The organism is Variovorax sp. ZS18.2.2, assembly GCF_024701975.1.
Lineage (GTDB): Bacteria > Pseudomonadota > Gammaproteobacteria > Burkholderiales > Burkholderiaceae_C > Variovorax.
In genome coordinates, this window is sequence record NZ_JANLNM010000001.1 from 1,630,296 (window position 1) to 1,656,595 (window position 26,300).

The window sequence follows — 26,300 nt, forward strand, 5'->3', positions numbered from 1 at the left end:
CGGGGGGATGGCGGTGGGAATCACGGTGGCGGGAACCGTGGAGGATCGGGTGGTTTGCAGCTTAGCGCCGCGCCCATGGATCTGCACGGGTCTGGAACGAGGTCTGGAGAAATAGGCAAAGACTTTGCAGAAACGCGCTCGCCGCGCCGGGGGCTGCGGGCGGATACTTTTTACCGATGCCCCTCCCGACATCTCCCGGCATCCCCCAACACCACACACCTCCACACCACTCCGAACACAAAGGACCTATTCCATGCAGTACCGCAAATTCGGCCGCACCGGCCTCCTGGTTTCCGAACTCTGCCTCGGCACGATGACCTTCGGCGGCGGCTCGGGCATCTGGACCCATATCGGCGATCTCCAGCAGAGCGAGGCCGAAGGCCTCGTCGGCCGGGCCATCGACGCCGGCATCAACTTCATCGACACCGCCGACGTGTACTCCGAAGGCCAGTCGGAAGTCATCACCGGCCAGGCGCTGAAGAACCTCAAGATCCCGCGCGACAGCGTGGTGGTCGCCACCAAGGTGCTCGGCGAAACCGGCAGCAAGGGCCCGAACGCGAGCGGCGCCTCGCGTTATCACATCATGGACGGCGTCAAGGCGAGCCTCAAGCGCCTGCAGCTCGACCACATCGACCTGTACCAGATCCACGGTTTCGATCCGCTCACGCCTATCGAGGAAACCGTGCACGCGCTGGACAACCTCGTGCAGCAGGGCCACGTGCGCTATGTGGGCGTGTCGAACTGGGCGGCCTGGCAAATCGCCAAGGCGCTGGGCATCGCCGAGCGCGACCGGCTCGCGCGCTTCGAATCGCTGCAGGCCTACTACACCATCGCCGGGCGCGACCTGGAGCGCGAACTGGTGCCCATGCTGCGCAGCGAAAACGTCGGCCTGATGGTCTGGAGCCCGCTGGCCGGCGGCCTTCTGAGCGGCAAGGTCGACCGCCACACCGAAACCGAAAAGGGCACTCGCCGCGCCACCTTCGACTTCCCGCCGGTGAACCGCGAACGCGCCTACGACTGCATCGACGCGATGCGCGTGCTGGCCGAAGCCCGCAAGGTGTCGGTCGCGCAGATCGCGCTGGCGTGGCTGCTGCACCAGCCCGTGGTGACCAGCGTGATCATCGGCGCCAAGCGCGTCGATCAGCTGGACGACAACATCGCGGCGACCGCCATCAAGCTCTCAGCCGACGAACTGGCCACGCTCGACAAGGCGAGTGCGCTGCCGGCCGAGTACCCGGGCTGGATGCTGGAGCGCCAGCGCATCAACCGCGACAAGCACCTGGCCTGAGAAGGTGTGAATAAACCTACTGCGCGGTCCGATCTCGCACCTGCGGTCCTCACCGTACAGAGTACGGCTCCGGTCCTCGGTGCAAGCTCGAACCGCTCGCTACGGTTTCTTCACACCTTCTGAGTGCGTCACGCCGCCAACGCCAGCGCGGCCGAGCGCCGCGCCGCGTGGCCCGCGGTCGCGCGCAGTGCGCGCAGGTCGAGGTGCCGCGCGGCGCTGGCCGCATCGGGCGCGGCCAGGTGCGGCACCACGCCGAGCAAGGGCGCGCCGAGCCGGTCGCGCAGGGTCTGCAGGTTGGCCTCGGGCGACAGCATCTGCGGCTCGATGACGCTCGCGACCCAGCCGGCCAGCACGAGGCCGCGCGCGCGAATGGCCTCGGCGGTCAGCAGCGCATGGTTCAGGCAGCCGAGCCGCAACCCGACCACGAGGATCACCGGCAGATCGAGCGCCACCGCGAGGTCGGCGCTGTCGAGGTCATCGCCGAACGGCACGCAGAACCCGCCCACGCCTTCGACCACCACCGCGTCCGCGCGCTGCGACAACGCCGCGAAAGCCGACAGCAGCAGCGGCAGTTCGATGCGCACGCCCTCTTCCCGCGCCGCGAGGTGCGGCGACATCGGCGCGCGCAGCAGGTAGGGGCAGCGCAAGGCCAGCGGCGCATCGACATTGCCGGCCGCGCGCAGTTGCTCGACGTCTTCGTTCTGCCATGCGCCGTCAACACGTTCCAGGCCTGCAGCCACCGGCTTCATGCCGACCGCGCGCAGGCCCGAGGCGGCGAGCAAGCTCAGCATCGCGCTGCTGACCAGCGTCTTGCCGACCCCCGTGTCGGTGCCCGTGACGAACCAGCGGCGCTGCGTCATGCGGCCTCTTTCCATGGCTGCGCCAATGCTTCGCCGAGCGCATCGACCAGACGCGCCACATCGGCCTCGCTGTGGCTGGCCGACAGCGCGATCCGAAGGCGCGCGGTGCCGGCCGGCACGGTCGGTGGGCGGATCGCACCGACACGCAGGCCGTGGGCATCGAGCTGCGCCATCGTCCGCATCGCGCGTGCGTTGTCGCCGAGGATCAGCGGCTGGATAGCGGTCGGTGAATCGGGCAACCAGGCGCTGCCATCGGGCGGGAGGATCGCTTGCAGGCCCCGGCGCAGTTGTGCGATGCGCGCCTTCAACTGCGCACGGCGCGCATCGCCCTCCTCGCCTTCGATCAGCGCGAGGCTCGCGAGCAGCGCATGCGCAATCGCCGGAGGCGCGGCCGTGGTGAAGATGTAAGGCCGTGCCCGCTGCACGAGGTAATCGACCACGGTGCGATGCGCCGCCACGAATGCGCCCGACACACCCGCCGCCTTGCCCAGCGTGCCGATGAGCACCAGCCGCTCCGAGCGCAGCGCCATCACCTGCAGCACGCCCCGGCCCGTCGCGCCCAGCACGCCAAAGCCATGGGCATCGTCCAGCACCAGCCAGGCGTCGTGGCGCTCTGCGAGCGCGAGCAGTTCGGCCACTGGCGCGATGTTGCCGTCCATGCTGAAGACCGCATCGCTCACGATGAGTTTCACGGGTGCGTCGCAGGCAGCAAGCTGCGCATCGAGCGCCGCCACGTCGCAATGCGGATAGCGTTCGACCCGCGCCTTGGCCAGCCGCGCGCCATCGATCAGCGAGGCGTGGTTGAGCGACTCCGAGAAGATCACCGCCTCCGCGCCGCCCAGCGCCGACAGCACCGCGAGGTTCGCCATGTAGCCCGTGCAAAAGAAAAGGCTGCGCGCCTCGGGGATGAACGGCGCCATCCAGTCGGCCAGCCGCTCCTCGAGTTCGGCATGCGCGCGCGAGTGTCCCAGGATCAGGTGCGACCCGCCGCTGCCCGTGCCGTAGCGCGCCGCGCCTTCGGCCAATGCGGCCGCCAGCGCCGGATGCGCGGCGAGGCCCAGGTAGTCGTTGCTGCTGAAGCCGAGCATGGTGCGCGGTGCGGTGGTGCCAGCCAGCGTCAGCGACTGCTCGGGCGCGCAGGCCGTCTCGGCGATCTGACGGCGGCGGCGCAGCGATTGCGCATCGAGCGCGGTGATCTCGTCCTCCAGGCGTTCAAGCAAGCGCAACATCCTGGCCTCCTTCTGCGCGAGTTGGCTCGGCCACGGCTTGCAGCGTGGCGAGCGTGCCATCGACCAGCCGATCGATCTCGTCGTCGCCGATCACGTAGGGCGGCATCAGATAGACGGTCGAGCCGATGGGCCGCATCAGCAAACCGTTCGCACGCGCTGCGAGGTGAAAGCGCTCCGCGAACCGGGCGCCGGGCTCGCGCACGTCGAAGGCCGCGATCATTCCGCGCTGGCGCAGGTGGTCGACGGGCATGCCGCGAAGGCCTTCGCGCAACCGGCCGATCAATCGTTCGGCGCGGCCACGGTTGCGCCGCAATGCGTCTTCGCGCTCGAACAGGTCGAGCGTTGCAAGCGCCGCGCGGCAGGCTAGCGCATTGCCGGTGTAGGAATGCGAATGCAGGAAGCTGCGCGCCACGTCGTCGTCCACAAAGCCTTCGTAGATCGCATCGCGCGTCATCACCAGGGCGAGCGGCAGGTAGCCGCCGCTGATGCCTTTGGAGAGGCACAGGAAATCGGGCCAGATGCCGGCCTGCTCGCACGCGAAGAAAGTACCGGTGCGCCCGCACCCCACGGCAATTTCGTCGGCGATGAGATGCACATCGAAGCGGTCGCACAGCGCGCGCACGAGGCGCAGGTATTCGGGATCGTGCATCGCCATGCCGGTGGCGCACTGCACGAGCGGCTCGACGATCACGGCCGCGATGGACGCGTGCCGTTCGGCCAGAAGCGCTTCGAGTTCAGCGGCGGCGCGGCACGCCACGTCAACCGCATCCTCGCCCTGCCGTGCGGTCCGCGCATCGGGCGATGCGACGAGGTGCGCATTCGCCAGCAGCGGCGCATAGGCGTCGCGGAACACCGGCACGTCGGTCACATGCAGCGCCCCCAGCGTTTCGCCGTGGTAGCCGTGCCGCAGCGCGACGAAGTTCTGCTTGCCGCCCCGACCGGCGTTGCGCCACGCGTGGAAGCTCATCTTCAACGCGATCTCCACGGCCGAGGCGCCGTCGGAAGCGTAGAAGCAATGGCCGAGCGCGTGGCCGGTCAATGCAGACAAGCGCTCGGCCAGCTCCACGGCCGGCGCGTGCGTGCATCCCGCGAGCATCACGTGCGAGAGCGTGTCGAGCTGGTCCTTCAGCGCGGCGTTGATGGCCGGGTGCGCATGGCCGAAAAGATTGACCCACCACGAGCTTGTCGCGTCGAGATAACGGCGGCCGTCATGGTCGAGGAGCCAAGCGCCCTCGCCCCGCGCGATCGGCAATGGCGGCACTGCTTCGAGGCGGATGCTCTGCGTGCACGGGTGCCAGACATGGCGCCGGCTGCGCTGCTGCCAGCCGGCGTTTTTCGACGGCACGGGCGTCGAGGGAGAAGCAATCGTTGGCGGCATCCGCGCATTCCTTTGGGGGCAAGGCGCGGGATCGTATAGACGCAGATCGGGTGCGGCAAACGGCTGGCGCGGGTGTGGAATGGCCTGCACTTGAACGACGTTGGCGGTCATAGGCGGCCCGTTCCGGGCAACCTCGCGCAACACGGTGGCTTCGCGTGCAGAGGCCGCAGCAGGAGGCCAATGCAAGTTGTCTTGCAGGCGCCAAAGATAGTGGCGGAATGTCTGGTTCCCGCCGATGCGAGGCTGATTTTGTGGCTATCAGACAGCCCGATGGCCGATCTCGACTACTAGGCTTTGCATCACCTCTGGTTCACGTGCTGGGCAAGCCTGACTTCGCTGTATCGCATGTGGTCAAGGTCGCCTTGGGCTTCCAGTCGTCCCGCTTCGACCAAGGCCTTCACTCTTTGCGCGAAATACCCGACCGGAATTTCAGCAAGCTGCTCAGGGACCTGCGTCGAAGCTGTGCCAACCACGCTCGCAACCTTCTTCCACGACGGGCCGCAAGCAGCAAGAAGCGTTTCATCGATTTCTCGTGTCTGCGCAGCGGTCAGCCGGCTCACCGCTTCCTGCTCACCCGGTTCCAGCAATGTGCTCGGGGGCCCCTTTGGAGTGCCGCTGTCGAGTTCGGGAAACTGAAGAACCAATGGGGCACGCAGCCTGGAAAGCATGTCCACGGTGATGTCGCTGTGCGCATGCAGCAGCTTGTCGCGCGCAGGTCCCTTGGACATGTTCCAGAGGAATGCTTCAGCCTCGCTCAGCGCGCCGAGGGCACGTTCGTAGGCCTGGTACAACGCCTCTGCGTCTTGTTGTCTGATCATGGTTGGAGCGTATGCGACGATGCACCGCGCATCAAGAATCCGCTGACAGAGATCGGCATCCAGCATCTTTCGCATGACTGTTCCCAACAACCATTCCTCGGTCCTCATCGCCTACGGCAGCCATGCGCCAGGCGGTGCCAACCACCACGTCTACGCATCCTTGCCCGGAAAGTGGCGCAAGGGATTCATCAACCAGATATGCCACGAGGCACCCGACGACATCGGCCCGGAAGAGGGACATCTGATCGAGGCATGGCTCCTTGAACTGCCGGGCAAAAACGTCGAGATGTACACGCCGGAATACGAGGCTCGGAAGAGGACACTGCACGACATCTGGACCGGCCTCGACGCAGCCATCGGCCCCGAGTGGGGACGGACTGGAATGAGGTGGTGGCCCGAGGGGTCAGAGCCGCTCGCCGGCGCCAACGGAATGCTCGTGGCCAACATCCACGTGCCGCTCGATCGCTTCGCCTATCTCGCAGACCCGGACGATGTACCGCACCCGGACGACGCCGACGACATCGTGAAGCTGTGGCAACAGGTCAAGCGAGGTGAGAAGGAATACGACTGGTCTCATTTCCTCGCACTCATCAAGGACGCGCAGCCCGCCGAGTTCGACCACCTGTTCGGCGATCTGCCGAATTCCGGCGAGTTCCTGTCTCGGCTCAAGCAACTGTTTGCCGATCATCTGTTGAGCGAGGCGTCGGTGCTCACGGATGGTGAAGAAAGGTTCTACTGGTATGTCTGCCCGTTGCAACGCAACGCCTTGCCCATGTCCGCGCTGGTGGAACTCGCCAAGCAGGACATCGCCCAGCGCGTGGCGTTCCTGCGCCGACGCGACCTCGACGCCGAAGCCGATGTCCTGGCGCGCCTTCGCTTCGAGCCGGGCAATCCCGACGATCCAGCCTATGAACCCGCCGCAGCGGCAATGGACAGGTTCGACGACGAACTGCGCCATACCGACCAGGATCGCCCACATTGGATGTACTGCCTCAAGGAGGCCTGCTATGGCATCGCGGCCAGCTTCGTACTCCGGGATTGGCTGATGCTGGCGATGAACGTCGAATTCCTGCGCCCGGCCCGGGCGCCGCAAGGAATCCTCGGGACGCTGGGTCTGCGCAAGGGCGAGCCGGCGTTCGATCTGGAGCCGGCCTATCGGCTTTGGAAGGCCGGAGGCAAGTACGTGCTGGATGGCGCAACCTGCTTTGTCCATGAGGTCGACCGACGCCAAGCGTGATCTCCGGGCCCATCGTTGCCAAAGGGAACTCCGATAGGCGGCGGTCTGACCGACTGCTTCGGCGTGCAGTGGATGCTGAACTGCCCAGGCTCTGCGCGCCAGCCCCGCCCTACTTCCCAACCACCTCGAACGCCAGCACCTGCGTGATCTGGCTGGCTGCATTGAAGTTGTTGTCCGACACCAGCACCAGCGTGTCGTGCCCGTTGGCGAGCTTCGGGCCCCAGGTGATGCCCTCGATGTTGTCGAGCTTCTTCAAGCCCAGCGTGTTGAGGTTGAGCACCAGGCGCTTCTGCACGGGCTTGTAGTCGGCGCCGGCCAGGCTCGCGATGGCGCGGACGTCGGTGGCGCCGGCCGTGTCGATCTGGTACAGGCGGATGTAGTTGACGTAGACGCCGTCGGCGCCCTGCACGCCCGAGCGTTCGATCACGAGAAACTGGTGGTCGTTGATCGCCAGCATCTCCGAGACGCCGTTGTCGGCCGACTTGCCGACGGCCGGTGCTGCGGGCAAGGCATCGATCGGATACGCGACCTGGCGCAGCAGGTTGCCTGCGCGGTCGTACTGGGTGAAGCGGGAGACCGCACCGCTGGCGACGGTCGGCAACGGGCCGTCTTCGTAGATCGGCGCTTCCATGCCCACCCACAGGCTCTTGCCGTCCGCCGCGAAGCTCAGGGCTTCGAAGGTCGCGTTGTTGCGCGAGCCTTTTTCCTCGGCCGGGAACATCTTGAACATGGGCGTGGAAGGCAGGCTCGCGACCATCTGCCCGTCCTTGCCCATCTTCGCGACGAAGGGGTCGAGGCTCTTGGCGCGGTCGCCCTCGCTGCCCCACCACAACGCGCCGTCTTGCGGGTCCACACGGAACGATTCGGGGTCGGCCACGGTGCCGCCGGGCGCCGGGTCGCTGCTGGGATAGGGCTTGCCGCCTGCGTCCTTCAGGGTGACGGACGAACGGATTTTTATCGACGAAAAACTCGTCGCGTCGTAGGCCAGTTCGGCCGTATGGAAACGCGACGCGGTGCGGTCGTCGCTCAAGAAATACCAGGTGCCGGTGACCGGGTCGTAGTCGACGCCGGACAGGCCGCCCACGACGAATCCATCGACCTTCAGGTCGTTGGCGAGCAGTTGCTCGCCGATGAGCCGGATGCTTTCGACGGTCCGCTCGGCCGGTGGTGCGGGAGGTGCGGGCGCCGGGGCCGGCGCTGGTGGAGGGGCCGAAGCGACGGGCAGCGGGAAGAAGCCAGACCCGCCGTCGCTGCCGCCCCCGCATGCCGCAAGCGCCATGACGGCACTGGCGACCAGTGTCCGGAAAACCGGCGCTGCGAAAGAAGAAAAAGAAGAGGAAGAAGACAGGAGCGAGGGCATCGGCGGCGGTTCGTGTGTGACGGACCGCGGGATGCTAGTGACGGTGAATGACGGATCGGTGAATACCCGGCAACAGAAACGCCTCATCCCAATTGCGCGGGCGGCGGCAAAACCCAATACGTCCTATTAGGTTCCGTTTTTGGCCGCCGCGATCATAGGCAAGTGCAAAGCCAAAGCCCATAGTCCGGCCACGTGTCGCGACGATGAATCTTGATTGCGTTCAACAGCAAACAGACACGGGCCGGCGTCGACGCCGCGCCCACTGAAAAAAAGATCGTCGCCGCGCTTCGAAGGCTTTTCGTGCACATGCAACATCGTTGCATTTCAATTCAGGGAGACAAACCAATGAATCATCGTCTGTCGGACTTCGTCCGCATTGCCGCCCGTTGGGCCATTGCAGCCCTCGCGGCGCTCTCGATACCCGCCATGGCGGCTTACGACCAGAGCCTTACTCGCCGGCTCGATGCTGGCCCGATCAAAGGCCAACGGGCAAATAACGAAACGCAGTCCTTTCTGGGCATTCCCTTCGCGAAGCCGCCGGTTGGAGAACTGCGGTGGCGCGCTCCGGTGCCGTCAGAACCGTGGCGCACGACGCGTGACGCCACCAAGTTCGCGAGCATGTGTACGCAGATGGGCAGCATCATGGGCGAGCTCAATCCCGACACCTTCGGCAAGCCAGTGGGTAGCGAAGACTGCCTTTACCTGAACGTGTGGCGCCCGGATTCCAAGGACGACAACTTGCCGGTCTTCTTCTGGATTCACGGTGGCGCCAACCTGTACGGATCGGCAAGCGACCCGCTGTATGACGCGGCGCAACTCGCGCACCGAGCCAACATGGTGGTGGTGACGGTGCAGTATCGATTGGGTGCGTTCGGCTGGTTCAACAACCCGGCCATCAAGACCGGGGACCCGCTGGATGACTCGGGCAACTTCGCCCTGCTCGACCTGGTGCGTGCACTTGATTGGACCCGCACCAACGCCCGTGCCTTCGGCGGAAATCCAGACCTGGTCACAGTCGCGGGCCAATCCGCTGGATGCATCAACACATGGAGCTTGCTGATGTCGCCGCTGGCCAAAGACAAATTTCAGCGCGCGCTGTGCATGTCGGGCTTGCCAATGGCTGTACCGCCGGAGGTGGGGCAAGCGATGAGCATTGTCGTTACTGCCACCCTGATGATCGAAGAAGCCCTGCGCAATCCGTTCGGACTCGCCCTGGGCAGCATCCTTATGTCGCCAGAGGATCTCAACGCCAAGTTGCTGCGCAATGCCAAGGCAGAGACGATTGCGAAGATCCCCTACCCGCTGGCGCAGTCTTATACCGACGGCAAAGTCCTCCCCAAAGGCATTGCGGTGGGGCTGACGCCGGACTACAACAAGATGCCGCTGATGATCGGCACAACGCACAGAGAGCTGCCGCTCCTCGCCGCAGCAATGGGCTTCATGATGAAACCGACTCAGGCGGAGCTCTGGAAGCTCGCCAACGCGAAAGATCCAGCCTCCGTGACCAGCAATCAGCTGATCGATCCCTCGAAGGCGGCTTCCTTTGCGCAGATCAGTGAGGTGGCCAACGTCATTTACGACGGCCTGACCGACGTCAACCTCACCCTGCTGCAGCGGGACAACAAGCAAATCTATCGCTACAACTACGAATGGAACGACATGCCGCAACCGTGGAAGGACGTCTTCGGTGCCACGCACGCCAGTGATGTACCCACACTGTTCGGCAACTCCATGACCGACACGCCGAATGCCTTTCACTTTCTGGAAACGCCACAGAACGCGAAGGGCCGCAAGGCACTGTCGGACAAGTTCATCGACTACACGGCCTCTTTCGTCCGTGATGGCAAGCCCGGTCAGGGGGAGTCCGGCGACCAGATGGCGTGGGCTTCATGGCCGAGCGCCAACTGTTCGCAGTGCAACAAGCGAATGATCTTCGACACGAAGTCGTACATGTCGAACACAGACAACCCGTCCGGTACTGCGTCGTACTCGGACTTGTCGCAGCCACAGCGCGATTTGCTGCAGGGCCTGCTCAAGTTACTTGGACTGAGCAGCCTGTTGAATTGAGCTGACCGGCCTGCGGTGTCGGTGATGGAGGCAACGCAGTTCGCCGGACAGCAGCCTCCATGTGTCCTGCCCATTCACGGTCTTGTGGGCCCAAGGGGTTCCCCCTGTACGACCGACAAGACCATCCGCTGCGGCAGCGTTGCGCGTCTGTCTGTCACCACCTGGGACTGCACGCGTGGCGCCGCACCGGTTTTGCATTCCCAAGACTTACTCATAGACGGAGAGACAAACCATGCATTCAGCGCGTCTGACACTTCTTGCTTTGGCAACCAGCCTGGTCATCGCATCGTGCGGTGGCGGGGGCGGCGGCAACGGTTTCTCGTTCACGCCGCTGCCGCCCGCCTCGGAATCCAATCCGCCGGCCCCTGTTCCTGAGCCACCCGCGCCGCCCGCCCCCGAGCCCGAGGAAACACGGCTGCAAGACAGCCGCAACGATTTCGCGCCGGCCGATCCCACGGCCACCACCTTCCCGGCGCTCCAGGCCGACGCCAGCGACAAAGTCGACAACGCCACCACCAGCCGATGGGCCGGCATGCTCGGCGGTGCGCAGTACCACGTCGAAGTGCCGGCGAACTGGAACGGCCAGCTCGTGATGTGGGGACACGGCTATGCGGGCACAGGCAAAGAGCTGAAGGTGGATGACCCTTCGATCCGCCGCCACCTGATCCAGAACGGCTACGCGTGGGCGGCCTCCAGCTTCAGCAAGAACTACTACGACCTGCGCGTGGCCGTGGAAGACACCAACGCGCTGGCGCTCGCGTTCAGCCAGATCGCCAAGGCCAACGGCCGCGACCTTGCGGCACCGTCCAAGCTCTTCATCTCCGGCGGTTCGTTCGGCGGCAGCCTCGCCGCCACGGCCGTGGAAGACGAGACCTACGCCACCGCCAACCACAAGGTGAAGTACAACGGCGCGCTGCCGATGTGCGGCGCGTTGGGCGACACGGAACTGTTCGACTACTTTGCGGGCCTGCAGGTGACGGCCCAGGCGCTGGCGGGACTGCCGAAATACCCCAGGGCGAACTGGGCGGACATTCAGGCGCAGGTCACGAGCGCGCTCTTCACGCAGTTCTCCCCCTTGGGCATCGCGCCAACACCTGCGGGCGAGAAGTACGCCTCGGTGATTCAGAACCTGTCGGGCGGACCTCGTCCGCTGTTCGACCTGGCCTTCACGGCCGGCGGGTCGCTGATGGCGCCGTGGACCGTGGCGTTCGTGGTCGACGACATCGCCGATGGCGTCTTGAACAAGAACGTCACCGACACCACCCGCTTCACCTACACCATCGACGGCGACCCTGCCGGTAGCGCCGCGCTCAATGCCTCGGCCCTGAAGATCAGCGCCGTGCCCGATGCCAATCGCCTGCGCCGCGACGGCCTGCGCTGGATTCCGAAGATCAACGGCGAGTTCAAGGTCCCGGTACTCACGCTGCACACGCTGGGCGACCTGTTCGTGCCTTTCAGCATGGAGCAGATCTACAACCGGCGCGTGGCCGCCAAGGGCAACGGCCAGTGGCTGGTGCAGCGCGCGGTGCGCGGCATCTCCCATTGCGACTTCACCCAGAAGGAGGCGACCGAAGCCTTCGATGCGCTGGTGAAGTGGGAGCGCGACGGCGTGAAGCCGGCCGGCGACGACGTGGTCACACCGGCCGTGGTGGCGGACCCGGCGTATGGCTGCACGTTCACCCGGCCGGCCGACATGGCGGATGACTCCGGCTTGATCAAGCTCGGGCGAATGCTGGCCGGGTCCAAGCCTTGCCCGACTTGAACGCTCAGGGGCAGCCATGGCACGGCGACGCCCTTGATTTGCCTCGACCTGCAATCACTCATGCAATGAAATCCATGCAGCGATTGCAAATCTGTAGTGCCGATTTGCACCAACCCATCTAACCTCAATTAAATTGAAAGGGAAAATCATGACTGATCCGAAAAACAAACCTGGCCGTTTTAAAAATGCGGCTCGAAGCTTGCGTCAAGCCCTTTTCCTTGCAACCGCTTGCGGAGGGCTTTTATCATCGGTACACGCGGCAAATAACGAAGATATTTTTTTCAAACTTGCCGACTTATGCAAAAAGGAGAAAATTGGGGGAGAGTTCGACGATGCCGTACTCGAAAAGGTTCGAGGTGAAAAATACCCTTCGCCAAAAACCGGCGGATTCACGATAGATTCGGTAGAACCAAGTTGGACGCCAACTTCCATTTTTCTGAATGGCAGCTGCCTTGTCAAAGGAAAAATTCATTCAACTTCTCAGTACAGGCTCGACCCCAAGGTCAAGGACTTGTGGAACAAAGGTGTCCCCGACATTAATTTTGAACTCTACATCCCCTCTCAATGGAATGGAAAGTTGATTCAATTTGGTGGAGGTCTGTTCTCTTGGCCATCGAGTGTCATGGGAAGCAAGACAGCGGAGACGGAAAATTACGCTCTTCTCATGAGCGATGCTGGAAATACCCAGCCACTTCTTCCATTTCTTCCTAATATCACCGGCTTTGGCATGGCTGGCCTTGTCAAGGGGGCCAACGATATCAACGACATACCGCAACAAGAATTGGCAACAAATTTCGGTGGAAATTCCATCAAGAAATCGCTGGATGTCGGGGTGACGCTTGTAAAGAAAATTACCGGGAAAACACCGGAGGCCAAGTATTTCGTAGGCTTCTCTACGGGAGGCCGGCAAGCTCTCAAAGCTATTGAAAGCTGGCCCGACGCATACGATGGTGTTGTGTCGGGGGCTCCGTCCGTCTACCTGACTCGGATGATAAAGCGAGTTGGACATTCGCATTGGGAGGAGTTTGATACCGATAAATTTGGTGGCGTCCTGGGGGGATTGATTCTTGGCACCTTGAAGTGGTCCGACCCATCCGCGACCCAAGCACTTGGAAAAGCGCTGGGCTGGGCTGTCCAGTCCATTTCTCAGGCGGCAATTGATTCGGGGGCGGATAAAGATAACGCGATAGATAAACTCATGAATGCCATGGAACCCGTCTGGAACGTCAAGCCCGGTGCCGTCGAGAATTTCCTCAATACACCAACGAATTCCGGCAAGAAAAAGAAAAGGGTCATTCTTTATCAAGGCACACAAGACATTGTGGTTCCGTGTACTCAAACCGGAAAATTTGTAAGAGATTCGGCCAATTACGTGCGCTCAAAAAATGATGAGGAAACCGTGAAAAGGATGGGAGATTCCACACGAGTTTATTTCATCAATGGCTTCAATCATGGGTTCTTTCCCGTAACTGCAGATGGTGGCCTTGGCGATTTGTCCTGGAATTACATCTCGGCGCTGGATCAATGGGTTCATGACGACAATGCAAAACCCAAGGCGCCTCGAAACTCCTTCAATCCGGCAGGAAATATTCCGACCACGGAAGAATTGAAAACGTGGGGATGCTCACCGAACGACTTTCAATAATCAATATTGAACAACGCGCAAGACGGTGGCCGCCAGCTTCTGGCGCGGCTGCCCAGCCACCGTCGTCGTCGCCCCAACATGCAACGAGCCGGCTGCCGTGACGCCCCTGGCGCACTCAGCCCGAGCTCTTCCTGACCAGCGCCGAGATGTATTCGCCCAAAGAAGTCGCCCCCCGCGCCGGCCTCTCAGGCTCCTCCTTGCTCTCCAGCGTGATCCGCGTCATCGCCGTGTACGACTTCGCCGCAGCCTCCGAGAACCCCTGCGACCGGAACGCCTGCTCCCACTGATCGGGCGGCGTCACCGCCACCTGCACGGGCCGTCCCAGCGCTTCTGCAAAGGCCCGCGCGACATCGTCCGGCGAATAGCGCTCCGGTCCTTCGACATAGTGCGGCCCCGAGGCCTCGGCCGCGCCCAGCATCAACCGCGCGGCGAACTCGCCGAGGTCCTGCGGCGCCACCATCGGCAGCTTGAAATCGGGCGGGTACATGCTGTGGACCTTGCCCTCCTTTTGCGCGGTCTCCAGCGAGGCATCCCAGTTGCTCATGTAGTAGGCCGCGCGGATGGCGCTGACCGGCGCGGCGCCAGCCGCCCGCAGCGCCTGCTCCATGTCGTACAGCACGCCGAGGTCGCCGATGCCGTCGCCGGGCTGCGCGCCGTAGGTCGATTCGCCGACGATCTTCTCGAGTCTGCAGCCCTCGAGCGCGGCCACGATGGCGTGCAGGCTCTTTCGCTCTTCGGCGACCGTGTCGGTCGATGGCGGCGCCGGCGGATTGAGCACGAAGAGGCGGTGCCCGCCTTCGATCACGCGGTGCAGCGCCGCGGTGTCGAGCACGTCGACCTGCGCCACATGGGCGCCCTTGGTCTTCAGCGATTCGGCCTTGCTTGCCTTGCGCGTGACCACGGTGACCGGCTCGTTGCGCGCCAGCAGGGCTTGCGCGAGCGACGAGCCGACGTGGCCGGTGGCGCCCAGGATGATGTGCATCGCCATCTCCTTACGAGCGCTTCTCGGCATTGCGCTTGCGCGTGGCAGCGCCCTTCTTCGCGGAAGCCGATCGCTCCGCTGCAGTGCGGGATGCCGCAGCCGCCCCGCCCTTGTGGCCGCCCTTGCGCGAGGGCGCATGGTTCTCGGCCTTGCCGCGGCCCGATCCGCTTTTCTTGCCGCCGCCGGTCTCGGCATTCACCGTGGCCCAGGCGCGGCGTTCGGCCTCGGCCTTGCCGACGCCGCGGTGCTCGTAGCCTTCCTCGATGTGCTCGGCCTTGCGTTTCTGCTTGTCCGTGTAGGACGACTTGTCGCCTCTTGGCATGGTCATCGCTCCTTCAGGTTGATGAAAAGAAGCTTTCATGCTGGGCGCACGACCCGTGCCGTGGGTAAGAAGACGGACGCGATGCGCGTCGGCGTTGTCTGTCGCTGGCCCGATCAGGCACCGGCCTTCATGCGCCGCGAACGCGCCCGCATCTCCACGATTCGCACAGGGGCATGGAAAACCCGCTTCCTCACGCAATATGAATCCGTAAGTATTACGAATCACCTGAAAGCAAGCCATTTCCAGGCGTGCTTCCCGATGTCGAGCAGGAGGTGCCATGGCTACCTATGCAACCATCGTCCGCGAAACGGAACGGGTTGAAGTGGTCGATGCTTTCGACCACCACGCCACCGTGACCGGGAGTCGCGTCTACATCGAGCATTTGAGCGTCACCAAACGCTACGCGCCGGTTCTCAAGGAGGTTGTCTACCGGCTGGACGACGGCCGCACCGTTCTGCGTCAGCACAAGGCATTTTTTGAGACGGAAGATCATCGGAGCCGATTTTTTCCGGTCTGAACGCTGCGCGGACGCGATGGCGCGCAACGGTGGTCTCATCTGCGAGCTGCGCGCCGCTATCTGCCGGCTCTGACGGCCCCTAGCGCAAGCGCCCCAGCCCCAGCTTCTCCATCGCCTCGTGCGCCTCCACCACCATCAACGCCACTTCGGCCACCGTGACCCGCAGCGTGGTGGCGCGCGTGCGCATGTGCTCGTAGGCCTTGGCCTCGGTCAGCGACTGCGTCTCGGCCAGCATGCGCACCGCCTTCTCGATCTGCCGGCGCGACTTGATGGTCTCTTCGAGCTTGCTGACCTTGCTCTGCAGCCGCTCCTGGTATCCGCGCGACGAGCGCGCCAGCACCAGCGTGCTCAGCACGCCCGACGAACGGAACGGGCGGGTCAGCACGCCGTGCGCGCTGGTGTCGAGCAGCAGCTTCAGCGTGGTCGGGCTCTCGTAATCGGACAGCGCGATCAGCGTCGCCTCCACCGCGCTGGCGCACCAGCTGGTGCTGTCCTGCAGCTCCTGCGAGACCTGGAAGAAGATCACGTCGCAGCCGGTGGGCGGCGCGGAGGGAAAGGGCCAGATGACCTTGAGCCGGCAGCCGATGCGCTTGAGCTGGTCGAGAAGGATGTCGCGGTCCTCGCCCGGCGGGTACACCACCGCGACGCAGATGCTGCGCAGGTCATCGTAGAGGCGGCGCAAACTGCTCATTGGGTAACCTCCGCCTTCGGCTGCGGTATTCGACTTGGGGCGGCCCGGCGTCTCATGACATCAGCTCAGCCAGAACTCGGAGAAACCGAAGGTCGACAGATACGGGTCTGGCTTGACCGGCCCCGCCCCCTCCCACAGCAGGTCGAACTGCCCGTCGCGGCGGCACACGCCGATGCGGGGCGTGAGGAAGGTGTGGTTGTTCTCCGCATCGATGGACAGCGGCCCCTCGGGCGACTCGAAGCGCACCGCGCGCACGGCGTTGACGAGCTTGCGCGTGTCCAGGCTGCCGCTGCGCTCCAGCGCCCGCGCGAACAGGTGAACCTGGCTGTAGGCCGCCTCGGACCACATGCTGGTGGGCCGGTCGCCATAGCGCTTGCGCCACAGCGCGATGAAGCGGTCGTTGCATTCGTTCTTCAGCGAACTGAAGTACGTGGCCGACGTGATGTGCCCCGCGCAGGCCTCGGCGCCGGTCATGCGGACTTCTTCCTCCACCATCGACAGGCTGGCGATGGGCATGCGCTGCGGATCGAGCCCGTGCTCGCGGTAGATCTGGTACAGGCGCCGGGCCGACTGGCCGACGATGGTGCAGAAGATGACGTCGGGCTGCGCATCGGCGATGTCGCGCATGACGTCCTGCAGCTGCGTCTCGGAGGCCTCCAGCGGCACATAGACCTCGTCGAGGATTTCGCCGCCGTGCTGCTCGACCATCTCGCGCATCACGCGGTTCGACTCGCGCGGAAAGATGTAGTCGGCGCCGATCAGGAAAAAGCGCCGGCCCCGGTTCTTCAACAGGTAGGCCGCGAGCTGCACGCTGTTCTGGTTGGGCACCGCGCCGGTGTAGATGACGTTGGACGAGTACTCGAAGCCCTCGTAGAAGGAGCAATACCAGAGCAGCGCGTTGTTGCGCTCGATCACCGGCAGCACGGCCTTGCGGCTCGAAGAGCGCGAGCAGCCGAAGATCACGTTGACCTCGTCCTCCAGCAGCAGCCGCGTTGCGAGCCGCCGGTATTCGTCGGCATCGCCCTTGGGGTCGTAGGCCACCGGCAGCAGCGGCCGGTCGAGCACGCCACCGAGGCCATTGATTTCCTCGATGGCCAGCGCGGTCCCGAAGAAATGCTCCGACTCGCTCACGCCGGTCGCGCCCGAGCGCGAATGCAGCACGCCGACGCGCCAGCCGTCTTCGGCGGGGGCGGGTTTCTCAGTGGTCATCGGCTTTTCTCCATCGTCACCATCGTCATTCAAAAAGGCACCAGCAGAATCCGTGCCTCCGGGTCCGAAGTCACACACGCAGGTGATCGAAAACGGATGCCGCGGCACCTGCGGCCTTGGCATTCCCCTCGTCCACCAGCTCGCCCTGCTTCAGCACCACGTAGCGGTCGGCGACCTGGAGCGCGAACGGCACGTTCTGCTCCACGATCAGCATCGCGGTGCCGCGCCGGGCGCGTTCGTCCAGCAGCGCGCGGGCCAGCCGGTCGATGACCGAGGGTTGCAGCCCTTCGGTGATCTCATCGAGCAGGATCATCGCGGGCCGCATCATCAGCGCACGGGCGAGCAGCAGCATTTTCTGCTCGCCGCCGGACAGCGTGCCGGCGTCCTGCTTCAGGCGGGTCTTGAAGACCGGGAACAGCGGCTCGATGTCCGCAAAGCGCTCCTCGAACACGGACTCCTTCGCCAACCCGAGCCGCAGGTTGTCGCGGATGCTCAGGTCGGCGAACAGCGCCTGCTCCTGCGCCGCATAGGCGATGCCCTGGCGCGCGATGCGGTGCGGCGGCTGCCGCGTGATGTCCTGCCCGTTCAGGCGGACCTGGCCGCCCTTCTTGGGCAGGTAGCCCATCACGGTCTTGAGCAGCGTGCTCTTGCCCATGCCGTTCTTGCCGAGCAGCGCCACGGCCTCGCCGGCCGCGATGTCCAGCGACAGGCCGCGCAGCACCAGGGAGGCCCCGTAGCCGCTGCTCAGTTGCTCCAGCCGCAATGCCTGCACCTGCGTCTGGTGGCTCTTCTCGCTCATGCGGCCTCCTCCTGCGGTGCGTGTGCGCTGCCGGCGTAGATGGTCTTCACCAGCGGCGAATTCACCACCTCCTCGAAGCTGCCCTGCATCACGATGGTTCCCTGGTGCAGCACCACGATGCGGGTGGCAATCTGTTCGACGAAATCGAGATCGTGTTCCACCAGCAGGCAGCACAGGCCATGCCGGTGCGCGAGCGACGCCAGCACTTCGCCGATCTGCGAACGCTCGGTCTTGGTGAGGCCCGCGGTCGGCTCATCGAGCAGCACGATGCGCGGCTCCAGCGCCAGCACCATCGCGAGTTCGAGCGCCTGTTGCTCACCGTGCGAGAGGTCGCGTGCAATGGTCGCCAGCTTGGCGTCGAGCCCGGTGGTGCGCACCACGTCGAGCGCATACGCCGGCAGGCGCAGCGTGGCGTCCTGCCGCACGAGCGAGGGCTTCTCCAGCAAGGTGCCCGCGATGCGCAGGCACTGCGCCACCGTCAGCGACTCGAAGATGTTGGCGTTCTGGAACTTGCGGCCCAGCCCGAAGCGCACGCAGGCCTCGGGCGGCAGCTCGCGGATGTCGTGGCCGCAGAGCTTCACGGTGCCGGCGCTGCGCTCGGCGCCGTCGCTCATGCAGCGCATCAGCGTGGTCTTGCCCGCGCCGTTCGGTCCGATCAGCCCGAGCAGCTCGCCGGCGCGCGCTTCCAGGTCGATGCCCTGCAGCACCTTGAGCGCGCCGTAGTGCTTCGCCACCTGCTGCATGTGCAAGGCCGGCTCGGTTGCCTGTGTTGCCGCCACACTCCTGGCCTCGCGCACTTGGAGCACCGGCAGGCGCACGGCGATGCGGCCCAGTCCGAAGGGCTTGAGCAGCAACGGCACCAGCCCCTGCGGCAGCAGCACGATGACCAACACGAAAGCCACACCGACGATCAACTGCCACGCGAACGGCATGCTGCCGCTGAGATACGCCGTGGCCACGTTGATCAGCACCGCGCCGACCAGCGGCCCCCAGAGCGTGCCCCGCCCGCCCAGCGCGACCCAGATGATCAGCTCGGTGCCCAGCGCGAAGCCGGTGAGCTCGGGTGCCACCACGCCGCTGAATGCGCCGTAGCCGAAGCCCGCGATGCCCGCGACCATCGCCATGACGGTCAGCAGCGCGATCTTGACCGCCGCGGTCGGAATGCCGAGGTAGGTGCAGCGCGATTCGTTGTCGCGGATGGCGGCCAGCACGCGCCCGGCATCGCTGCGCACCAGCAGCCAGCCCAGCAGGCCGAACAGCACGAGCATGCCGCCGGCCACCCAGTACCAGGCCTCGATCGAAAGGTCGAAGCTCTCGTAGCCGGTCAGGCCCGAGCTGGAGCCCGTCCATTGGCCACCGGACAGCAGCAGTTGCGTGAGCACGATCGGCAACACCAGCGAGATGACCGTCGCGAAGAACGGCGAAGCGCCCCGGTAGAACGACAGCCATCCCACCAGCGCCCCGACCGCCGCGCTGACGGCGATGGCGGCGCCCAGCGCCAGCAGCGCCGTCGAAACGCTGAAACCGCTGTGCGTGAACACCAGCCCCGCCGCATAGGCGCCGATGCCGAAGAAGGCCGACTGGCCGAAGCTCAGGTAGCCGGTGTAGCCCCACAGCACATCGACCGTGATCGCCGCGATGGCGAAGAAGAAGGCCTTCACGAGGATGTTGAGCAGGTAGGTGTCGAACACCCAGGGTCCGGCCACGATCAGTGCCGTCCCCAAGGCGCCTAGCATCCACATACCAGAGACACCGTGGAACCGGCTCTGCCGGGCCACTGGTGTCGCCCCCGGTGAGGGGGTTGGCGAAGCGACACGAAGTGCGCGAAGCCTGGGGGAGAGCTTCATCCTGCGAACCCCTTCGGACGGATGCGCAGCGTGACCGCCGCGAGCACCGCGATGGTCAGCCCGCCGAGCACCGGGTTGGCATAGGTGCTCACCAGCACCTGGCAGGCCCCGAACACCACGCAGGTCAGCAGCAGGCTGGGCATCGAATGGCCCGACACCATGACCAGCATGAAGGCGCTCACCAGCCAGGGCAGGCCCATGTTCGGATCGACGCTGGACAGCGGCGTGATCATCGCGCCCGCCAGCGTGCCCAGCCCCGCGCCCAGGCTGAAGGTAATGAAGCGCACGCGCCCCGCATGGATGCCGAGGCCACTGGCCAGCTCCTCGTTCATGATCACCGCGCGCGTGCGGATGCCGAAGCGCGTGCCGTTCAGCAGCGCGGTGAGCAACAGGCACAGCGCGATGGCGATGGGCACCAGCAGCAGGCGACAAGCCGAGTAGTCCACGCCGCCGAGCGACCAGGTGCCCGCGAGCGGCGCGTCGACGAACTGCACCTCGCGGCCGAAGGCCATCACGATCGACTGCCCGATGACGATGCCCAGCCCCCAGGTCGCGAGGATGGCGTCGAGCGGTCGCTTGTAGAGCGGCTTCACGATCAGCCATTCCACCGCCATGCCCGCCACCACGCCGACCGCCAGCGACAGCGGCCAGCTCAGCCACGGGTCGAGCTTGAGCTGGGTCACCACATAGCTCGCATAGCCGCCCAGCGTGAGCAGCGCGCCGTGGGCGAAATTGACGATCTTCATGACCCCGAAGATCATCATCAGCCCGGCGGTGACGATGAAGAGCATCGCGGCGGTCGTGAGCAAATCCAGCAGCAGCACCATGTAGAGGCCTTTGTCCGAGACGCTATGTCTGCGGCGTTATTTTTGCGACGTTATTTCAGGTTCGGGCACTGCGCGCCGGGATCGACGCTCGCGAAGGTCTCGAGGATCTTGATCGATCCGTCGGCCTGCACCTGGCCGAGGCGCATCGACAGCGGCGTGTGGCGGCTCTTGTTCATCGACACCGCACCGCGCGGGCCGGTGAACGACACCTCGCCGAGCGCCTTCACCACCTTGGCCGCATCGACCGAGCCGGCCTTTTCAACCGCGGCCTTGTAGAGGAAGAAGGCCTCGTACTGCGGCTCCGACAGTTCGTTGGGCGTCTTCAGGTCGGCGCCGAATTTCTTCTTCATCGCCTCGAGGAATTTCTTGTTCTCGGGGATGTCGATGCCCGTGAGGTAGGAGGCCGAAATGTACATGCCGCTGGCCACGTCGCCCATGGTCTTGGCCGTGCCCTCGTCGATCGCGAGGTTGCCGTAGGGCAGCGTGAGGCCGGCGCCCTTGAGCTGCTTGGCCAGCGAGACGTTGGGCGCACCGCCCGCGGTGGCGCTGACGAGCGCATCGGGCTTGGCGGCGCGCAGCTTGGAGATCACCGAGGTCCAGTCGCTGCCGTCGATGGGCAGGTACTCCTCGCCCACCACCTTGCCGCCCTTCTGCTCGATGTACTTGCGGGTGAAATCGAGCATGCCGCGGCCGAAGGCGTAGTCGTTGCCGACCAGGAAGAAGGTCTTGGCGTTCTTGCTCTTCAGGAAATAGTCGACCACCGGCGCGACCTGCTGCTCGGGCACCCAGCCGTTCACGTACATCCAGTTGTTGCACGAGCGCCCTTCGTAGAACGAGGTGTAGATGTAGGGCACCTTGCCCTTGCTCACCACCGGCAGCGCCGCATTGCGCGCGGCGCTGTTTTCCATCGCGATGATGGCGGCCACCTTCTTCTGGAACACCAGCGTGTCGAAGGCCTTCTGCGCGCCGACGGCGCCGGAGGCGTCGTCCACGATCTCCAGCTCGACCTTGCGGCCGAGGATGCCGCCGGCGGCGTTGATCTCGTCGACGGCCAGTTGCGACGACTGCACCGCGGCCGGCGCCACGACGCTGTTGGCGCCCGAAAGGCCAACCGCCACGCCGATGCGCAAGGGGTCGGCGGCCTGGGCGTGCGCGGCCAGCAAGGTGGCGGCCGTCATGGCGCAAAGGCGCAGGAGGGAAGCGATCTTCATGTTCAGGGTCCTCTTGGGGTCGATGGAAAAGTTGAGTGGGTGACAGCGGAAAGGAAGAGCGAATTCAGTGCCGCGGAAGCGGCCAGCCGGTGCCCAGCATCGGGTCGTAGATGTCATCGCGGCGGTCGCGCAGCACATCGTTGAACGCGTTCAGGTGGCGCGCCTGGCGCGATGCCTTGAGGTTGATGCGGGCCAGAAGAATCTCTTCGCCGTCGTGCGAGGCGGGTCCAGCCAGCGGCCAGCCCTGCGCGCCCACGATCACGCTCTGCCCGACGAAGGGCTGGCCGCGCTCGGTGCCCGTGCGGTTGGCGCAGACGATGTTCATGCCGTTGCTGTGGGCACTGGCCATCGCGAGCGTGGTGGCCATGGCCGGACGGTCCGCGGGTTGCTGGGGCATGGGCACCCAGTTGGTCGGCATGCAGACGATGTCCACGCCCTGCATCGCGAGCAGGCGATAGGCCTCGGGGAACCAGCCGTCGTAGCAGATCATCACGCCCAGCCGGCCGAGCTCGGTGTGGAACACCGGCAGCCCCTTGTTCCCCGGCTCGAAGAACAGGTGCTCGTCGCCCCAGAGGTGCAGCTTGCGGTAGGTGCCGAGCCAGCCGCGCGGGCCGAGCACCGCGGCCGCGTTGTAGAGGCGGTCGTCCTCGCGCTCGGCGATGCCCGCGACCACGTGCACGTTGCAGCGGCGGGCCGCATCGGCCCAGGCCTGCGTGCTCGGCCCATCGGGCACCGGTTCAGCCAGCGCGAAGGCCTCGGCGCGGCTGGCGAACACGTAGCCGCTGTTGGCCAACTCGGGCAGCACCACGATCGATGCGCCCTGCGCCGCGGCCTCCTCGATCAGTTGGACCGACCGCGCGACGTTGGCCGCCGTGTGGCCCACGTGCGGCTCCATCTGCACGCTCGCCACGACGAGGTCCGGAAAACCCGAACCCTCTTCCTGCACTGCTGTTGTCATTCAAGCTCCAAAAAGCAAAAAGCCCTCGACCCCGCTTGCGCGTTGTTCGAGGGCTTTCATAGCCGGTATGTGAAGCAGCGATGTTGCTGCCCGACGCACTCAAGGCCGAGTGCCGTCGTGGGGCCGGAGATTAGAAGAAGGTATTCGCGGTGTCAATTGGAATTTTCTGCGGCGCGCGGAAAGCACGATGGCTCGCACTCACAGCACATCCGTAGCGGTGACGTGTCCCGGTCGCTTTCGAGACAGCGTGCGCAGCGTGATCGAGTAGCGCAGCGCTTCGATGACGGCCGTGGGCGTTCCGTCGAACAGGTCGTCCTGGCCGGCGTGTTCGAGGCGCACAGCTAGCCGTTCAGTACGAGAGATCCCTGCGGATACCGCTCGCACATGAACTCGACGAACGCCCGAACCTTCGGCGCAGGAAGTCGCCTCGACGTATGCAGGACCCAGAGCGCGACCTCCACGCCCGAAACCATGCCCCACTGAACCAGTTCTCCGCGCGTCAGCTGGTTCCATGCGATCGACTGCGGCATCAGGGCGACGCCAGCGCCGGCGATCGCAGCGTCGCGAATCATCAGGAACGAAGAAAGTCTGAGCCGCGGAATCGGCTCCAGCACAAGACGTCCATCGTCGAGCGTCCAATTCCCGGCTTGAAAGCTTGTTGAAACGATGCCGAGCACCGGGCTGACCTTGCCCGGCTTCGGCATGGGCACGGAGGGCGCGGCCACGACCACCAGCCGGTCCTTGGCGAAACACCGGCCGACGAGGCTGCTGTCCGGGCTTGGATTGATCCGGATCGCTGCATCGAACTGCTCCTCGACGAGGTCGACCAGGCGATCGTCCGCCACCACCTCGCAGCTGACCTCGGGGTAGGCGGTGCAGAACTCGGCGGAGATGCCGCCCATCGCCAACTGCGAGAACAGCACGGGCGAAGCGATGCGCAAGCGACCGCGCGGTACAGACAAGCCCTCGCGCGCGGACGTCATGGCGTCGACCACTTCGTGCATCGGCCCTTCGGTGCGGTCCATGAGCATCTGCCCGGCTTCCGTGAGCTTGAGCCCGCGGGCGCTGCGCTCGATGAGCCGCACGCCGAGCTGCTCTTCCAGGTCGGCGATGCGCCGGGACAGCGTCGCCTTCGATCTGCCGCTCGCGCGGCTTGCTTTGCCGAGGCCGCCATTCATGGCGACGAGCGCGAAGTCGCTCAGTGCGTTCAGGTCCATGGTGTTCCGGATTTGAAACGAGGTGTCTTCATTTTCGGATCTTCGTTTTACCAATGCAACGACCTATCTTCTCCTCATCGCAACTCAACAGGAGAAAACTGAAATGACCACCACCACTACCACTCAACGCGCAGTCCTGATCCGGACCTACGGCGGTGCTGCCGCCGCCGAGGTCGCCGAGATCGCGACACCCACGGCCGGACAGGGCCAAGTCCTGGTCCGCGTCCGGGCCGCCGGCGTGAACGGCATCGACTGGAAGGTTCGTGAAGGCTTCGTCCGGGACGCGTTCCCGCTTCAACTGCCCGCCGTGCTGGGCATCGAGCTTGCGGGTGTCGTCGAAGCGCTCGGCCCCGGCGCCTCGCGTTTTCGCATCGGCGATCGCGTCATGGGTCCGCTGGGCGGCCTGGGTGCCTATGCCGATTTCGTGGCGGTCGACGAGGCGAACCTGGTGCGCACGCCGCAAGGCCTTGACGACGTCCATGCGGCCGCCGTCCCCGTCGCGTCCGTGGCAGCCTGGCAAAGCTTGCACCACGCAGGTCCGATTGCCGCAGGTCAGCGAATCCTCATTCATGGCGCGGCGGGAGGGCTGGGCGGCTATGCCGTGCAGTACGCCAAGCGGGCGGGTGCCGAAGTCTTCGCGACTGCGTCCACCGCGCATGTCGAATACGTTCGCAGCCTGGGCGCGGACCACGTCATCGACTACCGCACCGAACGCTTCGAATCGCTCGCGCGGGACATCGACCTGGTGCTCGATTACGTCGGCGGCGAAGTGCTCGATCGCTCGTGGCAGGTATTGAAGAAGGACGGCGCGATCGTCGGCACGTCCTCGCCCGACATCCTTGCCCGCACGCCTCCCGGCCGCCGCGGACTGTGGTTCATGAACAAGCCGGACACCGCCCTCCTGGAACGGCTGGCGGCGGAGATCGCCCAAGGCACCCTGATCTCGAAGCTCGACGAAGTCGTGGGCTTCGACGACATCCCCGCGGCCATCGAACGCAATCGCACCGATCCGCGCATCGGCAAGGTCGTTGCGGACTTCTCGCGCTGATCGACCTCGTTACCCCTTTTCTTCTTCCCCCTTCAACCCGTTTCCCCTCAACTCCCTGGAGATTTCCATGCGCATTCTCGTCACCGGTGCCACCGGCACCATCGGTTCCCTCGTCGTCCAAGGGCTGGCCCGTGCCGGCGCCGAAGTCAGCGCCTTCGTCCGCACACCCGGAAAGCAGAGCTTCCCGGTGGGCGTCAAGGAGGTCGTCGGCGACCTGACCGACGTACCTTCGATGCGCGCGGCACTGTCGTCGGTGCGCACGCTGTTCCTGCTGAACGCCGTCACGCCCGACGAAGTGACCCAGGCCCTCGTCGCGCTGAACCTGGCGCGCGAGGCTGGCATCGAGCGCATCGTCTACCTGTCGGTCATCCACGCGGACAAGTTCACCGATGTGCCGCACTTCACCGGCAAGCACACGGTCGAGCGAATGATCGAGAGCCTCGATATTCCGGCGACCATCCTCCGGCCGGCCTACTTCATGCAGAACGAGCGCATGGTCCAGCAGGTGATCCAGGGCTATGGCGTCTACCCGATGCCGATCGGCTCGTCCGGCGTCGCGATGATCGATGCGCGAGACATCGCGGACATCGCCGTCGCCGAACTGCTGCGCCGCGATCGCGCACCCGCGCCTTCACCGCGCACGACGCTGGAGTTGGTCGGGCCCGAGCTGTTGACTGGCGAGTCGGTGGCCAGGATCTGGAGTGCCGCGCTCGGTCGCGAAGTGGCTTACGGCGGGGACGACGTAGTGGCCTTCGAAGCACAGATGGCCGCATTGGGGCCATCCTGGCTTGCCTACGACATGCGCCTGATGATGGCCGGGATCCAGAAGTTCGGCATGCATGGCGCGGACGGCGCAGCGGGTCGCCTGCAGGCCATCCTCGGGCGTCCTTTGCGCAAGTACGCCGACTTCGTCAAGGAGGCCGTTGCCGCATCGTAGGCGGTGCGCCTCGCGTATGTCAGCCGGGACCGCAGGTCCCAGTCAACATCCCGCACGGAAGATACGGGTCCTCACCGAACTCCTGATCGAG

25 protein-coding genes are annotated in these 26,300 nt (G+C 65.0%); 9 read left to right on the forward strand and 16 right to left on the reverse strand.

Going from position 1 to position 26,300, the window contains the following annotated elements:
- Positions 1-253 precede the first annotated feature (253 nt).
- Positions 254-1,288 (forward strand): aldo/keto reductase, encoded by a 1,035-nt coding sequence (locus NU688_RS07655; RefSeq protein WP_257859936.1) that lies wholly within the window; start codon positions 254-256, stop codon positions 1,286-1,288.
- A gap of 128 nt (positions 1,289-1,416) precedes the next feature.
- On the opposite strand, the gene bioD is transcribed toward NU688_RS07655, so the two are convergent.
- The 4 genes from bioD to NU688_RS07675 form a co-directional block, all read right to left on the reverse strand.
- Entirely contained in the window at positions 1,417-2,148 is a 732-nt protein-coding gene (gene bioD / locus NU688_RS07660) for a dethiobiotin synthase (protein ID WP_257859937.1), read from the reverse strand.
- A complete protein-coding gene (bioF, locus tag NU688_RS07665; protein ID WP_257859938.1) occupies positions 2,145-3,377 on the reverse strand; it encodes an 8-amino-7-oxononanoate synthase in 1,233 nt (410 codons plus the stop codon). The genes bioD and bioF overlap by 4 nt, the downstream gene beginning before the upstream one ends.
- Positions 3,361-4,755, reverse strand: a complete 1,395-nt coding sequence (bioA, locus tag NU688_RS07670) for an adenosylmethionine--8-amino-7-oxononanoate transaminase (protein WP_257859939.1) — start codon at positions 4,753-4,755, stop codon at positions 3,361-3,363. The genes bioF and bioA overlap by 17 nt, the downstream gene beginning before the upstream one ends.
- 299 nt (positions 4,756-5,054) lie before the next feature.
- Positions 5,055-5,648 carry a DUF3658 domain-containing protein gene (locus NU688_RS07675; RefSeq protein WP_257859940.1) on the reverse strand — a complete coding sequence of 198 codons (594 nt, stop codon included), beginning with the start codon at positions 5,646-5,648 and terminating at the stop codon, positions 5,055-5,057.
- Between NU688_RS07675 and NU688_RS07680 the strand changes: the two genes are divergently transcribed.
- The gene (locus tag NU688_RS07680; RefSeq protein WP_257859941.1) at positions 5,647-6,810 is read left to right on the forward strand and encodes a hypothetical protein; all 1,164 of its coding nucleotides are present in this window, start codon (positions 5,647-5,649) and stop codon (positions 6,808-6,810) included. The two genes, NU688_RS07675 and NU688_RS07680, sit on opposite strands and share 2 nt — an antisense overlap.
- Before the next feature lie 109 nt (positions 6,811-6,919).
- Here the strand turns inward: NU688_RS07680 and NU688_RS07685 are convergent, their stop codons facing one another.
- Positions 6,920-8,089: an esterase-like activity of phytase family protein gene (locus tag NU688_RS07685; RefSeq protein WP_257859942.1), complete on the reverse strand. Its 1,170-nt coding sequence runs from the start codon at positions 8,087-8,089 to the stop codon at positions 6,920-6,922.
- Between NU688_RS07685 and NU688_RS07690 the strand changes: the two genes are divergently transcribed.
- From NU688_RS07690 to NU688_RS07705, 4 genes are all read left to right on the forward strand, one after another.
- Complete coding sequence (locus NU688_RS07690) at positions 8,088-8,300, forward strand: hypothetical protein (protein ID WP_257859943.1); 213 nt, start codon at positions 8,088-8,090, stop codon at positions 8,298-8,300. The two genes, NU688_RS07685 and NU688_RS07690, sit on opposite strands and share 2 nt — an antisense overlap.
- An 80-nt stretch (positions 8,301-8,380) precedes the next feature.
- Positions 8,381-10,237, forward strand: a complete 1,857-nt coding sequence (locus NU688_RS07695; RefSeq protein WP_257859944.1) for a carboxylesterase/lipase family protein — start codon at positions 8,381-8,383, stop codon at positions 10,235-10,237.
- A 232-nt stretch (positions 10,238-10,469) separates the two neighbouring features.
- A complete protein-coding gene (locus NU688_RS07700; protein ID WP_257859945.1) occupies positions 10,470-11,999 on the forward strand; it encodes an alpha/beta hydrolase in 1,530 nt (509 codons plus the stop codon).
- A gap of 148 nt (positions 12,000-12,147) precedes the next feature.
- Positions 12,148-13,644: a tannase/feruloyl esterase family alpha/beta hydrolase gene (locus NU688_RS07705; RefSeq protein ID WP_257859946.1), complete on the forward strand. Its 1,497-nt coding sequence runs from the start codon at positions 12,148-12,150 to the stop codon at positions 13,642-13,644.
- 115 nt (positions 13,645-13,759) lie between these two features.
- On the opposite strand, the gene NU688_RS07710 is transcribed toward NU688_RS07705, so the two are convergent.
- Both NU688_RS07710 and NU688_RS07715 read right to left on the reverse strand, forming a co-directional pair.
- Positions 13,760-14,626 carry an NmrA family NAD(P)-binding protein gene (locus NU688_RS07710; protein WP_257859947.1) on the reverse strand — a complete coding sequence of 289 codons (867 nt, stop codon included), beginning with the start codon at positions 14,624-14,626 and terminating at the stop codon, positions 13,760-13,762.
- A gap of 10 nt (positions 14,627-14,636) precedes the next feature.
- Positions 14,637-14,948, reverse strand: coding sequence for a plasmid stabilization protein (locus tag NU688_RS07715; protein ID WP_257859948.1), 312 nt, complete (start codon positions 14,946-14,948; stop codon positions 14,637-14,639).
- 277 nt (positions 14,949-15,225) lie between these two features.
- Here NU688_RS07715 and NU688_RS07720 point away from each other — a divergent pair, with 277 nt between their 5' ends.
- Positions 15,226-15,465, forward strand: a complete 240-nt coding sequence (locus NU688_RS07720) for a hypothetical protein (RefSeq protein ID WP_257859949.1) — start codon at positions 15,226-15,228, stop codon at positions 15,463-15,465.
- A gap of 79 nt (positions 15,466-15,544) precedes the next feature.
- Here the strand turns inward: NU688_RS07720 and NU688_RS07725 are convergent, their stop codons facing one another.
- The 9 genes from NU688_RS07725 to NU688_RS07765 form a co-directional block, all read right to left on the reverse strand.
- Positions 15,545-16,156 carry an ANTAR domain-containing response regulator gene (locus NU688_RS07725; RefSeq protein ID WP_257859950.1) on the reverse strand — a complete coding sequence of 204 codons (612 nt, stop codon included), beginning with the start codon at positions 16,154-16,156 and terminating at the stop codon, positions 15,545-15,547.
- A 60-nt stretch (positions 16,157-16,216) separates the two neighbouring features.
- Positions 16,217-17,365 carry a transporter substrate-binding domain-containing protein gene (locus NU688_RS07730; protein ID WP_257859951.1) on the reverse strand — a complete coding sequence of 383 codons (1,149 nt, stop codon included), beginning with the start codon at positions 17,363-17,365 and terminating at the stop codon, positions 16,217-16,219.
- 70 nt (positions 17,366-17,435) lie between these two features.
- Complete coding sequence (locus NU688_RS07735; RefSeq protein WP_257859952.1) at positions 17,436-18,164, reverse strand: ABC transporter ATP-binding protein; 729 nt, start codon at positions 18,162-18,164, stop codon at positions 17,436-17,438.
- Positions 18,161-19,906 carry a branched-chain amino acid ABC transporter ATP-binding protein/permease gene (locus NU688_RS07740; protein ID WP_257859953.1) on the reverse strand — a complete coding sequence of 582 codons (1,746 nt, stop codon included), beginning with the start codon at positions 19,904-19,906 and terminating at the stop codon, positions 18,161-18,163. The genes NU688_RS07735 and NU688_RS07740 overlap by 4 nt, the downstream gene beginning before the upstream one ends.
- A gap of 101 nt (positions 19,907-20,007) precedes the next feature.
- Complete coding sequence (locus NU688_RS07745) at positions 20,008-20,838, reverse strand: branched-chain amino acid ABC transporter permease (RefSeq protein WP_257859954.1); 831 nt, start codon at positions 20,836-20,838, stop codon at positions 20,008-20,010.
- Between the two features lie 50 nt (positions 20,839-20,888).
- Positions 20,889-22,016 carry a substrate-binding protein gene (locus tag NU688_RS07750; protein ID WP_257860538.1) on the reverse strand — a complete coding sequence of 376 codons (1,128 nt, stop codon included), beginning with the start codon at positions 22,014-22,016 and terminating at the stop codon, positions 20,889-20,891.
- A gap of 97 nt (positions 22,017-22,113) precedes the next feature.
- Positions 22,114-23,007 (reverse strand): nitrilase family protein, encoded by an 894-nt coding sequence (locus NU688_RS07755; protein ID WP_257859955.1) that lies wholly within the window; start codon positions 23,005-23,007, stop codon positions 22,114-22,116.
- 198 nt (positions 23,008-23,205) lie between these two features.
- Entirely contained in the window at positions 23,206-23,346 is a 141-nt protein-coding gene (locus tag NU688_RS07760) for a hypothetical protein (RefSeq protein ID WP_257859956.1), read from the reverse strand.
- A gap of 2 nt (positions 23,347-23,348) precedes the next feature.
- Positions 23,349-24,224 (reverse strand): LysR family transcriptional regulator, encoded by an 876-nt coding sequence (locus NU688_RS07765; protein WP_257859957.1) that lies wholly within the window; start codon positions 24,222-24,224, stop codon positions 23,349-23,351.
- A 103-nt stretch (positions 24,225-24,327) separates the two neighbouring features.
- On the opposite strand from NU688_RS07765, the gene NU688_RS07770 reads away from it, so the two are divergent.
- Both NU688_RS07770 and NU688_RS07775 read left to right on the forward strand, forming a co-directional pair.
- Positions 24,328-25,272 (forward strand): NADP-dependent oxidoreductase, encoded by a 945-nt coding sequence (locus tag NU688_RS07770; RefSeq protein WP_257859958.1) that lies wholly within the window; start codon positions 24,328-24,330, stop codon positions 25,270-25,272.
- A 67-nt stretch (positions 25,273-25,339) separates the two neighbouring features.
- Positions 25,340-26,209, forward strand: a complete 870-nt coding sequence (locus tag NU688_RS07775) for an NmrA/HSCARG family protein (protein ID WP_257859959.1) — start codon at positions 25,340-25,342, stop codon at positions 26,207-26,209.
- The last annotated feature ends 91 nt before the right edge of the window (positions 26,210-26,300 follow it).

Excerpts from the sequence above, each read along its gene's own strand:
- NU688_RS07655 (WP_257859936.1), top strand. The coding sequence starts at position 254 with ATGCAGTACCGCAAATTCGGCCGCACCGGCCTCCTGGTTTCCGAACTC.
- bioD (WP_257859937.1), bottom strand. The coding sequence starts at position 2,148 with ATGACGCAGCGCCGCTGGTTCGTCACGGGCACCGACACGGGGGTCGGC.
- bioF (WP_257859938.1), bottom strand. The coding sequence starts at position 3,377 with ATGTTGCGCTTGCTTGAACGCCTGGAGGACGAGATCACCGCGCTCGAT.
- bioA (WP_257859939.1), bottom strand. The coding sequence starts at position 4,755 with ATGCCGCCAACGATTGCTTCTCCCTCGACGCCCGTGCCGTCGAAAAAC.
- NU688_RS07680 (WP_257859941.1), top strand. The coding sequence starts at position 5,647 with ATGACTGTTCCCAACAACCATTCCTCGGTCCTCATCGCCTACGGCAGC.
- NU688_RS07675 (WP_257859940.1), bottom strand. The coding sequence starts at position 5,648 with ATGCGAAAGATGCTGGATGCCGATCTCTGTCAGCGGATTCTTGATGCG.
- NU688_RS07690 (WP_257859943.1), top strand. The coding sequence starts at position 8,088 with ATGACGGCACTGGCGACCAGTGTCCGGAAAACCGGCGCTGCGAAAGAA.
- NU688_RS07685 (WP_257859942.1), bottom strand. The coding sequence starts at position 8,089 with ATGGCGCTTGCGGCATGCGGGGGCGGCAGCGACGGCGGGTCTGGCTTC.
- NU688_RS07700 (WP_257859945.1), top strand. The coding sequence starts at position 10,470 with ATGCATTCAGCGCGTCTGACACTTCTTGCTTTGGCAACCAGCCTGGTC.
- NU688_RS07705 (WP_257859946.1), top strand. The coding sequence starts at position 12,148 with ATGACTGATCCGAAAAACAAACCTGGCCGTTTTAAAAATGCGGCTCGA.
- NU688_RS07710 (WP_257859947.1), bottom strand. The coding sequence starts at position 14,626 with ATGCACATCATCCTGGGCGCCACCGGCCACGTCGGCTCGTCGCTCGCG.
- NU688_RS07715 (WP_257859948.1), bottom strand. The coding sequence starts at position 14,948 with ATGCCAAGAGGCGACAAGTCGTCCTACACGGACAAGCAGAAACGCAAG.
- NU688_RS07720 (WP_257859949.1), top strand. The coding sequence starts at position 15,226 with ATGGCTACCTATGCAACCATCGTCCGCGAAACGGAACGGGTTGAAGTG.
- NU688_RS07725 (WP_257859950.1), bottom strand. The coding sequence starts at position 16,156 with ATGAGCAGTTTGCGCCGCCTCTACGATGACCTGCGCAGCATCTGCGTC.
- NU688_RS07730 (WP_257859951.1), bottom strand. The coding sequence starts at position 17,365 with ATGACCACTGAGAAACCCGCCCCCGCCGAAGACGGCTGGCGCGTCGGC.
- NU688_RS07735 (WP_257859952.1), bottom strand. The coding sequence starts at position 18,164 with ATGAGCGAGAAGAGCCACCAGACGCAGGTGCAGGCATTGCGGCTGGAG.
- NU688_RS07740 (WP_257859953.1), bottom strand. The coding sequence starts at position 19,906 with ATGTGGATGCTAGGCGCCTTGGGGACGGCACTGATCGTGGCCGGACCC.
- NU688_RS07745 (WP_257859954.1), bottom strand. The coding sequence starts at position 20,838 with ATGGTGCTGCTGCTGGATTTGCTCACGACCGCCGCGATGCTCTTCATC.
- NU688_RS07750 (WP_257860538.1), bottom strand. The coding sequence starts at position 22,016 with ATGACGGCCGCCACCTTGCTGGCCGCGCACGCCCAGGCCGCCGACCCC.
- NU688_RS07755 (WP_257859955.1), bottom strand. The coding sequence starts at position 23,007 with ATGACAACAGCAGTGCAGGAAGAGGGTTCGGGTTTTCCGGACCTCGTC.
- NU688_RS07765 (WP_257859957.1), bottom strand. The coding sequence starts at position 24,224 with ATGGACCTGAACGCACTGAGCGACTTCGCGCTCGTCGCCATGAATGGC.
- NU688_RS07770 (WP_257859958.1), top strand. The coding sequence starts at position 24,328 with ATGACCACCACCACTACCACTCAACGCGCAGTCCTGATCCGGACCTAC.
- NU688_RS07775 (WP_257859959.1), top strand. The coding sequence starts at position 25,340 with ATGCGCATTCTCGTCACCGGTGCCACCGGCACCATCGGTTCCCTCGTC.